The organism is Thiomicrospira sp. ALE5, from assembly GCF_900112445.1.
Lineage (GTDB): Bacteria > Pseudomonadota > Gammaproteobacteria > Thiomicrospirales > Thiomicrospiraceae > Thiomicrospira.
Window position 1 is genome coordinate 464,411 of sequence record NZ_FOYY01000003.1, and the last position, 13,045, is coordinate 477,455.

Genomic DNA, 13,045 nt, shown 5'->3' on the forward strand with positions numbered 1-13,045 from the left:
TCTGTTAACTAGTAGCCATTTTTTGCCAAAAACTCAGCGGTAATTGCTGAAGGCGCCTTTGCTGACTTTCCCTCCAGCAAGCGCTCTAAATAACGCGCTAATAAATCGACTTCCAAATTGAGTCGCGTACCGACTTGCCAAGTTTTAATATTCGTATTTTCCATCGTGTGAGGCACGATATTGATGTCAAATTGATGGCCCTGAACGCTATTAACCGTCAGACTAATACCGTTTATGCAAATCGAACCCTTATGAGCAATGTAATGGGCAATCGCCTCTGGGGCCGAGATCAAAAAACGCCAAGAGCGCGCATCTTGTGATATGCGCACTACTTCACCTACGCCATCAACATGACCACTCACCAGATGACCACCCAAACGATCCGCTAAACGAAGCGCTTTTTCCAGGTTTACCTGACTACCTACTTTCATCGCCCCTAAAGTGGTGACTGTAAGCGTTTCAGCAGACACGTCTGCTACAAAATAATCTGTGCCAAGCTCAACGGCCGTTAAACAAACACCATTCGTTGCAATACTATCGCCCAACGCGACATCGGTTAAGTCAAGCAGCCCTGTGTTAACGGTTAAGCGCCAATCACCATTTTTTGTTTCGATCGTTTTAATCTGTCCAACGGCTGCAATAATTCCAGTAAACATTCTAATCCCTTATGCTTTTACACACTGATAGCGTCGATAAAAATTATCGCCCAAAAGCTGCTGCTCTTGCAGCTCAAAGTACGTCGCCTGCTCTAAATGCTGCAAAGGCAATAGGTTCAGAGCACTTTGCGCATCCGGCCCTAACACAGTGGGCGCACTAAACCAATGAACTTCATCCACCAACTGCTGATTCAACATCGCACCGGCCAGCGTGCCCCCTGCTTCTATCATGACATTATTACACTGATAATGTGCTGCTAAGTGGTTCAAAACGTCAATCAGCTCAACACGCGAATGATTTGTTTGCGCAACAACATGGACCTTTACCCCTAAATCCAACAATTGCGCATACTTAGTCGCCTGCTTGGTTTGCGCAGTTTGAGTGGTATACACAATTAATTTATCAGGCTGTGCACAGAGTTTTGCTGTCAAAGGCAAGCGTAAATGACTGTCTAATACCACCTTAAAGGGTTCGACTCGTCGCTGTGACGACCAGCCCTGCTTGTTTAGATCATCATCACTTACCCGCACTGTCAGTTGCGGATCATCAACAATGACACTATCAATGCCGGTCACAATGGCACAGTGTTGCGCACGTAACAGATGGCCTTGGCGTCTAGCGAGCTCGTTAGTAATCCATTGGCTTTCACCATTAGCTAATGCCACCTTAGCATCTAAACTGGTCGCCAGCTTTAGACTAACCAGGGGCCTACCCGTTTGCATTCGCATCACAAACCCTGCATTTAAAGCTTTAGCACGTGCCCTAGCCACATTCTGCGTAACCTCAATGCCTGCTGAAGCTAGGGCAGCTATGCCTCGGCCTGACACCAACGGATTAGGATCAGTCATCGCAATGACGACCCGTTTAACGCCGGCTGCGATAAGCGCATTGCAACAGGGCGGCGTTTTACCAAAGTGTGAACAAGGCTCTAGGGTGACATAGGCGGTCGCATCTTTGGCGTGCTCGGCTGCTTGGCGAAGAGCTAAAACTTCAGCATGAGGTTGACCTGCTTGCTGATGCCAACCTTCGCCAACCACTTGCCCTCCTTTTACAATGACGCAGCCCACTGCAGGATTAGGCCGCGTAGATAGACGTCCTAATTGAGCTAAATCGAGGGCGCGATTCATCCAAATTAAATCGGTATGGGAAGGCTGAAGGGAATATGACATCTAGAAATCAGTTAGGTTTTAGCAGCGGTTAACGCCATCAGCTTTTCCACTTCTTCACGAAAAGCTTCTACGTCTTGGAAAGAACGATAGACTGAAGCAAAGCGCACATAGGCTACAGGGTCTAAATCACGAAGTGCACTCATCACCCACTCACCGATTCGACTCGCAGGGACTTCTCTAGATCCTTCCGCCATTAATCGCTTGATAATTTGCTGGACAACATCATCAATACGATCACTGGCGACCGGTCTTTTTTCTAATGCCTTTAGCAAGCCCTGACGCAACTTCAATTCATCAAACTTTTCACGATTACCATTGGATTTAATCACTCGCGGCAGACTCAACTCAGCGCTTTCATAAGTCGTGAAACGTTCGCCACAATTGAGACACTCGCGGCGCCGGCGGATTTGGTTACCTTCACCGGCTAAACGCGAGTCCACTACCTTTGTTTCAGGGGTATTGCAAAAAGGACAATGCATTGGGCGCCCTAATTAAGCCTTATAAACAGGAAAGCGTGCACATAATGCACTGACTTTTTGACGAACTTGGTCAATAACCGCATCATCCCAGGTTTCATTAGCTTGATCACAGGCATCAATAACATCACAAATCCAACCCGCTAATTCTGCACACTCGGCCTCTTTAAAACCGCGTGTTGTGATGGCCGCCGTACCAATTCGAATACCACTGGTAACAAACGGTGACATAGGATCATTTGGCACTGAGTTTTTATTAATGGTGATATGCGCATCACCCAGTGCAGCGTCAACCAATTTCCCGGTTAAGCCTTTTTCAATTAAGCTTACTAAGAATAGGTGGTTTTTGGTGCCCCCCGAAACCACGTCTAATTCGCGCTCTAAAATAACCTGTGCCATGGCTTGGGCGTTTTTAACAACCTGCTGAGCATAGGTTTTAAATTCTGGCTCCATTGCCTCTTTAAATGCGACCGCTTTAGCCGCAATGACGTGCATTAAAGGGCCACCCTGAGTACCAGGGAATACCAATGAATTTAATTTTTTTTCAATTTCTGGATTGGCTTTAGCTAGAATCAAACCACCACGTGGGCCACGCAAGGTTTTATGCGTTGTGGTTGTAGTAACATCGGCAATTTGCACCGGGTTAGGATAAACACCCGCGGCAACCAGGCCTGCAATGTGCGCCATATCCACTAACAGATACGCACCGACCATGTCAGCGATATCACGAAAACGTTGCCAATCAACAATTTGCGAGTAAGCAGAAAAGCCGGCAATAATTAACTTGGGCTTATGCTCTTTAGCGAGAGCTTCAACTTGTTCATAGTCAATTTCACCCGTTGTAGGGTTTAGACCATACTGTACAGCGTTGTAGATTTTGCCTGAAAAATTCACTTTTGCGCCATGCGTTAAGTGGCCACCGTGCGCTAAGCTCATACCTAACACGGTATCACCCGGCTCTAAAAGGGCCATAAATACCGGTGCGTTGGCTTGTGAACCTGAGTGAGGTTGCACATTCGCATAGTCAGCACCAAAAAGTTGTTTAGCACGTTCAATCGCCAAAGCTTCGACCACATCGACATGTTCACAACCGCCATAATAACGTTTACCGGGATAGCCTTCCGCATACTTATTAGTTAATACCGAACCTTGCGCTTCCATAACACGTGGGCTGGTATAGTTTTCAGAGGCAATCAATTCAATGTGATCTTCTTGACGCTGGGCTTCATTGGCTATTGCAACAGCAACATCATCATCATATCCAGCAATCGTCATGGCTTGGTTAAACATTTATCTACTCCAACTTACATCAGGCTACTTTAAAAATTTCACTAATTTTAACAGTAGTTACAAAAATACACCATGTAAAAAGCGTGATCGACTTTCACAATTGCACAAACTTAGGTAAAGTTAAGAGCGTTATTAACCATTAGTTTAAATAGGATTTCGAATGGCTCAATTTGTTTACACCATGAATCGCGTTGGAAAAGTGGTTCCCCCATCTAAATACATTCTTAAAGATATTTCATTATCTTTTTTTCCAGGCGCCAAAATTGGCGTACTAGGTTTAAATGGCTCGGGTAAATCCACCCTCTTACGCATCATGGCCGGTATTGATACGGACATCGTAGGCGAAGCGCGTCCGCAACCAGGCATAAAAGTCGGCTATTTACCTCAAGAGCCCCAGCTTGACCCCAACAAAGATGTGCGTGGCAACGTTGAAGAAGCTGTAGCAGAAGTCAAACAGGCCATGGCTGACCTTGATGCCATTTATGCCGCCTATGCTGAACCCGATGCTGACTTTGACAAACTCGCTGTTAAGCAAGCTGAGATTGAAGACAAAATCCAAGCGATGGACGGACATAACCTTGAACGCACCCTTGAAATCGCCGCCGATGCACTGCGCTTACCCGCTTGGGATGCGGATGTCACCAAACTATCCGGTGGCGAACGACGTCGTGTGGCGCTTTGTAGATTACTTTTATCCAAACCTGACATGTTGTTGTTAGATGAGCCCACCAACCATTTGGATGCTGAATCGATTGCCTGGCTAGAACGCTTTCTACTTGAGTTCCCTGGCACCGTTGTGGCTATTACCCATGATCGCTACTTCCTTGACAATGCCGCCCAGTGGATTTTGGAGCTGGATCGTGGCCAAGGCATTCCTTATGAAGGCAATTACTCCTCTTGGCTGGAACAAAAAGAACAACGCCTAGAACAGGAAGCGAAACAAGAAGTCGCACGTTTAAAGACCATCAAACAAGAACTTGAGTGGGTAAGAGCCAATCCAAAAGGGCGTCATGCCAAATCAAAAGCCCGTATGGCACGTTTTGAAGAATTAAGCAGTGTTGAAAATCAAAAGCGCAACGAAACCAATGAAATATTCATCCCCGTTGCGGAGCGTTTAGGTGAAAAAGTCATTGAAGTCAACCACATCAGTAAAGGCTTTGGCGACCGCTTACTGATTGAAGATCTAAACTTTAAACTCCCACAAGGTGGCATAGTGGGTATTATTGGACCTAACGGCGCCGGTAAATCAACACTATTTAAAATGCTCACTGGACAAGAACAGCCTGACTCGGGTGACATTGTGTTTGGCGATACTGTACAACTTTCTTACGTTGATCAAAGTCGTGATGCATTGGATGACAACAAAACTGTCTGGGAAGAAATCTCAGGAGGCGATGAAATCTTCATGGTCGGCAATTTCGAAGTCAATACGCGCGCCTACTGTTCACGATTCAACTTCAAGGGTGGCGATCAACAAAAACGTATTGGCGATCTATCAGGCGGTGAACGAAACCGGGTTCACTTAGCTAAAACCCTACGCAAGGGCGGCAATGTATTGCTGCTTGACGAACCTACCAATGATTTAGACGTTGAAACACTACGCGCATTGGAACAGGCTCTGCTTGATTTTGCTGGCTGCGCAGTGGTGATCTCGCATGACCGTTGGTTCCTTGACCGTATTGCAACGCACATGCTCGCTTTTGAGGGTGACTCGCATGTTGAATGGTTCGAAGGCAACTTTTCGGATTATGAAGCTGATTTAAAACGCCGCAAAGGTGCGGAAGCCGCACAGCCTCATCGTATTAAATATAAACCCATTAAAGTCTGAGGAGCTAAGCATGGCAGACCAACAGCAACACCTCGCCTCTCACCTAGTCGCGATCGCTAATGCCATGCCTGATCCCATTTTTGTAATGGGACAAGATGGCACGTATCTAGACATTATTGGTGGCAACGAACGCAGTCTATACGCCGACGGTCACCCACTCATTGGCAAAACCTATCAACAAGTATTACCTGAAAAAGTGGCAATGCGCTTTTTAAATGTCGTTCAAAAGGCCATTAAAACCCAATCGCTACAAGATATTGAGTACCAACTTGCCAACACTGAAGTTCAGGGAATAGACCCAAATGGACCAACAGGTGGGCAATGGTACGAAGCGCGCGTTTATCCAATTGACAGTGAGGCTTACGGACAACCGGCAGTCATCTGGCTGGCTATCAATATTACCCAACGTAAACACATGGAAGAGCAAATCGAGCATTTGTCACAAAATGATGCGCTAACTGGCTTCTATAATCGAGATTTCTTTCTTAATCTGTGTGATGAGTTGATCAACAAAGCGCGAATGAACCGACAACCCTTGTCTTTAATTAAAATTGACCTCGATTGTTTTAAAAATATTACCGACGGCTATGGCCACGAGATGGGTGACCAGGCTATTTTGCAAGCTGCACATGCACTGGAGGTGACCTGCAAAGATTTAGGCTATTTAGGTCGCTTAAGTTGTGACCAATTTATGGTGGTTTTGGATGAAGTAAAAGCGGTAGACGCCTTTCGAATTGCCAAACTGGCTCAAGAAAAAATCACCGCACAAAAAATACGCCTTGACGAAACCACCACAACTTGTTTGACTAGTAAAGCAGGCGTGACAGAATTACGCGATACAGATAAAGACAGCCGTCATTTATTTAATCGCGTTCAGGAAGCGATTGGTGCGATTAAGCGCAGTCGCGAAAACACTAAAATGGCCTAATCGCTATTTTAACCCACTACAAAAATAAGCTTTTTTAGTAATAACAACAGGAGATACATCATGAAAAACTGGTTCAAATCCCTTGCAATTGCACTAACATTAGGCTTGGCAAGCACGGCTGGTCATGCCGCCGATGAAGGTGCAAAAGTGGTTTATCATGTTGATTTTAGCGACGTAACTCGCTATTCAGCTACACTTACCTCAATCAACAATATTATGAACGCGTATGAAAATGAACTGATGGAAGCAGACGTACACTTGGTCTTTGTAGGCCATGGGTTACGATTTGTCACTGACGATGCTCTTGCTGGCACGCCTTATGAGCATGATGAGGCGTTACTAGAGCGCCGTGAAGAATTACAAGGGCGACTAGACGCTTTAATGAATTCGCGCGGTGTACAAGTTAAGCTTTGTGATCATACCCGCAATGAAATTAACCTAGACCCAGGTAAAATTTATGATGGTATACAACTAGTCGGTTCTGGTGTGTTTGATATTGCGATTCTGCAAAGCCAAGGCTATGCTTACCTAAAAATCCAATAACCTTTTCCATGCACTGCTAAATAAAAAGCCCCATTTCGGGGCTTTTTATTTATTCAATTTCTACTATGTCAACTTTTGTTAAACCGGTATCCGTAGCATAGTGCGTAATTTCAGCAGGCGATGTTGCACCTAGTTTAGTCATCAAGTTTTCACGGTGCTTTGAAACAGTACGGTCACTAATATCAAGCATCACAGCAATATCCTTGGTCTTAAAGCCTTCAGCAATCAATTTAGTTACCTGTTTTTCACGCACCGAAAGCTTGCGCATGCTGCGCTTTTTCTTAATCGGACTGGCGTCATCAATCACCGACATAACATGAGGTTTAATCATGTCATCAACATACAGGTTACCTGCTACGATCTGCTCTAGACCATTAAGCAACGATGACTTTGCGACTGACTTAGTTGCAATACCATGGACACCCATTTCCAAAGCTTCAACCCAGACACTTGGCGTTAATGCTGAGGTTAACACCATAATTTTTACTTTTGGATGACGACGTTTTAGCTGTGAAATTGTGTTGAATCCATTTAACTTGGGTAAGGCTAACTCCATCACAACCAAGTCAGGTGAAGTAGCACGTACCTGCTCCATACAAACAATACCATCTCCGGCTTCACCAACAACATCGAAGCGTTTGTCAGACTCGATTAAGTTTTTGATAGCGCCACGCACTAGCTCCTGATCTTCTGCCAACACTAGTTTGATTTTTTCTGCCATAGTTCACCCCTACAGACTTTAATACTTTTTAGCTAAAAATTTACCTGATAAAATTTAGGTAACATGACTTAAATTACTGGTGTGCATATTACCATGTAAAAAATTTTTACAACAATCTTTTTTACATAAAACGCACACAAAAACCTTATTCAGAGTTTTTTAGCTAACCCCACATCCCTTGTATTCTCGGTTAAAATGAGCGGAGTTAAATTTGGAGCATAACAAGCATGACAAAAACACGTGACGTTCATGACAGTATGGGAAAAATGACGGTTCCCGCAGATGCACTCTATGGTGCACAAACTCAACGCGCTGTAGAAAACTTTCCCATTAGCGGCCAATGCATGCCGCAAGCTTTTATTTTAGCGCTAGCTGAAGTAAAACTTGCCTGTGCTAAGGCAAACAATGATTTAGGTTTATTAACCGATCAACAAACCCATGCTATCGAACAAGCTGTTGCTAGCATCCTACAGAACTGTCCCATGGAAGCATTTCCTGTTGATGTCTTCCAAACAGGTTCGGGCACCAGCTCCAATATGAACATGAATGAAGTCATAGCGACTCTTGCCTCGCAACTGACTCAGGTCGATATCCACCCTAATGATCATGTTAATATGAGTCAAAGCTCCAATGATGTTATTCCAAGTGCCATTCATGCTAGTACCAATCAAGTACTTACCCGTCAACTCAAGCCTGCACTTGCTCACCTAATTTCAACCTTAGAAGCTAAAGAGCTTGAAGTAGCCGATGTCGTTAAAACAGGTCGTACTCACCTGATGGATGCCATGCCTGTTCAATTTGCACAGGAACTGTCTGGCTGGCGTCACCAACTTATAGACAACCTAGCACGCCTAAATAACACCCAACAACGCCTAACGAAGTTGACTCTGGGCGGTACCGCTGTTGGTACAGGCATTAATGCGCCTAAGGGCTTTGCCGTGGCATTTTGCAAACACCTAAGCAACAGGCATCAGACAAACTATCAGCCAATGGATAACTTTTTTGTTGGCTTAAGTTGCCAAGACACAGCACTTGAATTAAGTGGTCAACTGAATGTGCTTGCGGCCAGCTTAATGAAAATAGCGAATGATTTACGATGGATGAACTCTGGCCCCCTAGCAGGCCTAGCTGAAATACAGTTACCTGCATTACAACCCGGTAGCTCTATTATGCCAGGCAAGGTCAATCCGGTAATTCCTGAAGCCGTCGCAATGGTCTGCGCACAGGTTACCGGAAACCACACCGCAGTAACCATCGGCGCACAGTCAGGCAACTTCCAATTGAACGTTATGCTACCGATGATAGCCAACAACCTGCTGAATTCAATTGAAATGTTAGCGAATGCGATGAATCTACTCGCAGATAAAGCCATTGTTGGCTTTAAAGTTAACCTTAGCCAATTAGAACGCGCGCTTGCAGTGAACCCTATCCTAGTCACAGCACTAAATAGTGTGGTAGGCTATGAAAAAGGGGCTGAGATTGCTAAAACAGCGTACCAAACTGGGCAACCCGTTATAGATGTCGCTGAACAGCTAACAGACCTTGACCGCACAACGCTGGTCAAACTACTTGACCCTAAACGCTTAACAGAGGGCGGTACACCCGGCCTATAAACCGATAAAATGAGGAGAAAAGTATGGCCTTAGTGAACCTAACCGCTGAAGCATTTGATACATTTATTGCAGAACACGAGATGATTATTTTTGACTTTTGGGCTGAATGGTGCGGTCCATGCAAACAGTTCGCCCCTGTTTTTGAAGCGGCTGCAGAACAGCACCCCAACATCATGTTTGCCAAGGTTAATGTTGAAGAACAGCCCGATCTCGCCAACATGTTTCAAGTTCGCTCTATTCCAACACTGGCTTTTATGCGAGAAAAAGTCGTGGTTTATGCTAATCCTGGCGCCTTACCTGCCAGCAATTTTGAACAAGGCATTCAAGAAATGCTAAATCTAGACATGGCTAAGGTTCATGCTGACGTTGCCGAAATGCAACAACAGCAATAATTAGGCATAGAGCTCCAAGGCGGGTTGATTGGCTAAACGCACAATCAAATCCGTTCTTGTAATAACACCCAACAATGCGTCATCATCATTCATAACAGGTAACGCACCTACCTTATACTCACCCATAACCCAAGCAATATGACGAATATCGGCATCAGGGTGTGTCGTAATGACCTGCCGATGAGCATGCCACATGACCGATCCCGGTTCTGTTGACCAAAGCTCGCCTAGATTATGATGTTGCCATAAATCACGGTCAGAAATTATGCCAACTAACCGCTGGTCATGAAGTAACGGCAAATGACGTACCTTTTGCTGCTGCATTAGCGACCAAGCCTGCTCCAGACTAGCGTCATCACCTAGACTTACCACGGGTTGACTCATTATCTCAAACGCCTTAACCACCAAATGGTGATCATGCTCAACCGCTTTGGTTTCTTGATAGGCCGCTATTTGAGGGGATGGCTTTTGCGTTTCACCTTGCTGTCGATTATCTGCGGCTTGTTCTAAAAACGTTTTGTTTAATTGAACCTCACTTGGCTGCACAACTTTTTTTAGACTAACCGGACGCTCAAATCGCGTTGCAAGACTTTGCCGCCCTTCCGGACTATAAACGATAAACATACGCTCACCTACTATTTAAAGGGCCAAAGACCTGCAGCACCCAATACACCGCTTGAGTCACCCAGCTTTGGCGCAATAAGCTTGGTATCTATCTGGTCGCTAAATACCCAATTTTGCCAAACGTTTGGAACCCGATCGTAAAGCTCTAACATTTGCCCTAAGCCACCTCCCAAGACAATAACCTCTGGATCAAAGATATTTATAATACTTGCTAAACCTTTAGCTAGGTTAAAAACATAATCATCAAATGCAGACTGCGCCTGAACACCACCCTGCTTAAAGTCTTGATAAATAGCTTTAGCATCGACCCAATCAACACCATAGCGACGTTGGCTGCGTGCCAGCCAACCGGGACCTGATAAATAGGTTTCAATACAGTTTTGTAAGCCACAATAGCAATTCACCAGACTGCCATCGTCCACCCAGGGCATGGCGTTATGACCCCATTCACCGCCAATGCCATTAACACCATTAATTAATTGACCATTGATAACAAGACCACCACCGCAGCCTGTACCAATAATCACGCCAAATACCGATTCTGCGTGCTTTGCGTTACCAAACAAAGCTTCCGACAAAGCAAAACAATTGGCATCATTGGCAATCCGCACACGTCCACCAAGTGCACGATTCAAATCAGCCAACAATGGCTGACCATTTAACCAGGTTGAATTAGCGTTTTTAACCAAACCAGATTGTTTAGCAATACTACCGGGTATACCAATCCCAATAGGTAAACTGAACAGGTTATGCGTCTGCTCCACTTGCGCAATTAACTTAATAAGTTGCTGACAGGTGTCAGCATAGTTCCCTCTAATAGTCGGTTCACGGTATTGATAAATAATCTCATGCTGACTATTCACCAGCGCAATTTCTATTTTGGTACCACCTAAATCGATACCGATATTCATGACGACTTCTCAAAAGTCTGCGCTTCCATCGCTTTTAACCAAGCAATCTCCTCACTCGAAAAGCCAGCTTCTGCACGCGCTTGGTAATTAAAAGGGCCACGAATATCACCATGAAAATACTGATCAAGAATAGACTGAAAAGCGTCAAAAGGATTCAGACCTTGCTGTTGACACAAGTACCTAAACCAACGCGTACCCACAGCAACATGTCCAATTTCATCACGCAGTAAAATCTTCAATATTTCAACGCCACGATGATCACCAATGGCTCGTAATCTTTTAATCATATCCGGGGTAACATCTAAGCCCCTTGCTTCAAGCGTGCGAGGAACCATTGCCATCCTAACTAAAGGATCATGATCTGTCTCGTAGGTAGTTAACCATAAACCATTATGAGCTGTAAAATCGCCATACTCATAGCCCAATCTAGCTAAGTGCTCACGAATCATCTGAAAATGATAGGCTTCCTCAGTAGCAACACCCAACCAATCAGCGTAATAGTCTCGTGGCATATCCTGAAAACGATACAGCGCATCCAAGGCTAAATTAATGGCATTAAATTCAATATGTGCAATAGCGTGCATCAGAGCAGCATGCCCTTCTGGCGAGCCTAATCGACGGCGCATTAAATCTTTGGGTAGCACCAGCTTGGGTCGTGCAGGACGGCCAGGATCAGCAATACGCTCAATATAGTTTGTTGGCAAAAAGTCAGTTTGGCCCTCACTCCAGTCGACAACAAGCGAATCAAGCCGCTTAAGCTTATCTTCTAGATCTACGGCTACCAAACACTGGTGTACCTGCTCAAAAAAAGACACATTGATCCCTTTTAAAAATTAGACACTGTAGTACGCACAAAAAAAAAGCCGACAAAGTCGGCTTTTTTGAGATGCATCACCTAGTGTCAATATTATTGACGATAGTAAACTGCCATCAGGTAACGAACGCCCATGAAGTTCTTCGTGTCGATCGCGTTAAAAAGGGTAGCCCACTTTAAACGATCTTCAGGAGTCATAACTGAGTAAGGAGCACGAACATACTCTTTACCGTCTTTTTCATAGCGCCATTGGCTTTCATACGCAACTTCCATGCGAGTCAGTTCTTCGCGACATTGTTGTACAGTAGTTGCCTGCTGTACTTCACGCGCTGCAGTATTACCACCTTGAATACCCGCCTCGATCAATAGTTTTGCATCTGCAATACACTGATCATAGACTGATGCAGCATGTGCATTCATAGAAAATGCTGCAACACCAGACAGTAACAAAGCTTTAAGAGTTAATTGCTTCATCGATTACTCCAAATAGGGTTTGCCTCTCTAGCGTTGTTAATTTTCGCTGCTTTTTGATCAAATTGCAAGTCTTAACCAAATAGAATATTAACGTTTCCTTATTAATTTAACTTATGAATAAATTAAAGATAGAGCACCTCTAAAACTTCATAATCAATATTGCCACTTGGTGCCTGAACCACAACCTCATCGCCCTCTGACTTGCCAATTAGCGCTCGGGCAATAGGTGAGTTAATAGAAATTTTATTTTGTTTAACATCAGACTCATCATTTCCCACAATGCGATAAAGCACTTCTTGATCATTATCAATATTTAGCAGCTTCACCGTCGCACCAAAAATGACCTTACCGTTGGCCTCAATTTGGGTAACATCAATAATTTGCGAGTGACCAAGTACACCCTCAATATGCTTTATTCTCGCTTCAATTAATCCCTGCTGCTCTCTAGCTGCATGGTATTCAGCATTTTCTTTTAAATCACCATGTTCCCGCGCATCCGCAATAGCTTGCGTAATACGTGGACGCTCTTCTTTTTTTAAGCGATTTAATTCCGCTTGTAATTTATCTGCGCCTTCTTTGGTCATAGGTTGCTTTTGCATAGTCAT

At 44.5% G+C, this 13,045-nt stretch carries 15 protein-coding genes; 5 read left to right on the top strand and 10 right to left on the bottom strand.

The features are described from left to right. Nucleotides 1–8 precede the first annotated feature (8 nt). Genes BM293_RS02415 through glyA form a run of 4 tightly spaced genes read right to left on the bottom strand, consistent with a single transcriptional unit; the run spans nucleotide 9 to nucleotide 3,592 of the window. Entirely contained in the window at nucleotides 9–656 is a 648-nt protein-coding gene (locus tag BM293_RS02415; RefSeq protein ID WP_093446543.1) for a riboflavin synthase, read from the bottom strand. Between the two features lie 9 nt (nucleotides 657–665). Beyond that, the gene (gene ribD / locus BM293_RS02420) at nucleotides 666–1,826 is read right to left on the bottom strand and encodes a bifunctional diaminohydroxyphosphoribosylaminopyrimidine deaminase/5-amino-6-(5-phosphoribosylamino)uracil reductase RibD (protein WP_093446545.1); all 1,161 of its coding nucleotides are present in this window, start codon (nucleotides 1,824–1,826) and stop codon (nucleotides 666–668) included. An 11-nt stretch (nucleotides 1,827–1,837) separates the two neighbouring features. Next, nucleotides 1,838–2,305, bottom strand: coding sequence for a transcriptional regulator NrdR (nrdR, locus tag BM293_RS02425; protein WP_093446546.1), 468 nt, complete (start codon nucleotides 2,303–2,305; stop codon nucleotides 1,838–1,840). A gap of 12 nt (nucleotides 2,306–2,317) precedes the next feature. Further along, nucleotides 2,318–3,592, bottom strand: coding sequence for a serine hydroxymethyltransferase (gene glyA / locus BM293_RS02430; protein WP_093446547.1), 1,275 nt, complete (start codon nucleotides 3,590–3,592; stop codon nucleotides 2,318–2,320). A gap of 160 nt (nucleotides 3,593–3,752) precedes the next feature. Between glyA and ettA the strand changes: the two genes are divergently transcribed. Genes ettA through BM293_RS02445 form a run of 3 tightly spaced genes read left to right on the top strand, consistent with a single transcriptional unit; the run spans nucleotide 3,753 to nucleotide 6,891 of the window. Continuing rightward, nucleotides 3,753–5,420 (top strand): energy-dependent translational throttle protein EttA, encoded by a 1,668-nt coding sequence (ettA, locus tag BM293_RS02435; protein WP_093446549.1) that lies wholly within the window; start codon nucleotides 3,753–3,755, stop codon nucleotides 5,418–5,420. 10 nt (nucleotides 5,421–5,430) lie between these two features. Next, the gene (locus BM293_RS02440; RefSeq protein WP_093446550.1) at nucleotides 5,431–6,348 is read left to right on the top strand and encodes a sensor domain-containing diguanylate cyclase; all 918 of its coding nucleotides are present in this window, start codon (nucleotides 5,431–5,433) and stop codon (nucleotides 6,346–6,348) included. A gap of 60 nt (nucleotides 6,349–6,408) precedes the next feature. Next, nucleotides 6,409–6,891, top strand: coding sequence for a DsrE family protein (locus BM293_RS02445; protein WP_093446552.1), 483 nt, complete (start codon nucleotides 6,409–6,411; stop codon nucleotides 6,889–6,891). 49 nt (nucleotides 6,892–6,940) lie between these two features. Here the strand turns inward: BM293_RS02445 and BM293_RS02450 are convergent, their stop codons facing one another. After that, the gene (locus BM293_RS02450; RefSeq protein WP_093446553.1) at nucleotides 6,941–7,612 is read right to left on the bottom strand and encodes a response regulator; all 672 of its coding nucleotides are present in this window, start codon (nucleotides 7,610–7,612) and stop codon (nucleotides 6,941–6,943) included. A gap of 227 nt (nucleotides 7,613–7,839) precedes the next feature. On the opposite strand from BM293_RS02450, the gene BM293_RS02455 reads away from it, so the two are divergent. Then, nucleotides 7,840–9,225, top strand: coding sequence for a class II fumarate hydratase (locus BM293_RS02455; RefSeq protein WP_093446555.1), 1,386 nt, complete (start codon nucleotides 7,840–7,842; stop codon nucleotides 9,223–9,225). Nucleotides 9,226–9,248: 23 nt separating this feature from the next. Further along, complete coding sequence (gene trxA, locus BM293_RS02460; protein WP_093446556.1) at nucleotides 9,249–9,617, top strand: thioredoxin; 369 nt, start codon at nucleotides 9,249–9,251, stop codon at nucleotides 9,615–9,617. Here the strand turns inward: trxA and BM293_RS02465 are convergent, their stop codons facing one another. The 5 genes from BM293_RS02465 to greA form a co-directional block, all read right to left on the bottom strand. Next, complete coding sequence (locus BM293_RS02465; protein ID WP_093446558.1) at nucleotides 9,618–10,241, bottom strand: CBS domain-containing protein; 624 nt, start codon at nucleotides 10,239–10,241, stop codon at nucleotides 9,618–9,620. It lies immediately after the preceding gene. Nucleotides 10,242–10,252: 11 nt separating this feature from the next. Continuing rightward, nucleotides 10,253–11,152, bottom strand: coding sequence for an ROK family protein (locus tag BM293_RS02470; RefSeq protein ID WP_093446559.1), 900 nt, complete (start codon nucleotides 11,150–11,152; stop codon nucleotides 10,253–10,255). Then, nucleotides 11,149–11,967: a ferritin-like domain-containing protein gene (locus tag BM293_RS02475; RefSeq protein ID WP_093446561.1), complete on the bottom strand. Its 819-nt coding sequence runs from the start codon at nucleotides 11,965–11,967 to the stop codon at nucleotides 11,149–11,151. The genes BM293_RS02470 and BM293_RS02475 overlap by 4 nt, the downstream gene beginning before the upstream one ends. Nucleotides 11,968–12,059: 92 nt before the next feature. Next, nucleotides 12,060–12,386, bottom strand: coding sequence for a hypothetical protein (locus tag BM293_RS02480; protein WP_234968864.1), 327 nt, complete (start codon nucleotides 12,384–12,386; stop codon nucleotides 12,060–12,062). Between the two features lie 176 nt (nucleotides 12,387–12,562). After that, nucleotides 12,563–13,045, bottom strand: a complete 483-nt coding sequence (gene greA / locus BM293_RS02485) for a transcription elongation factor GreA (protein ID WP_369793692.1) — start codon at nucleotides 13,043–13,045, stop codon at nucleotides 12,563–12,565.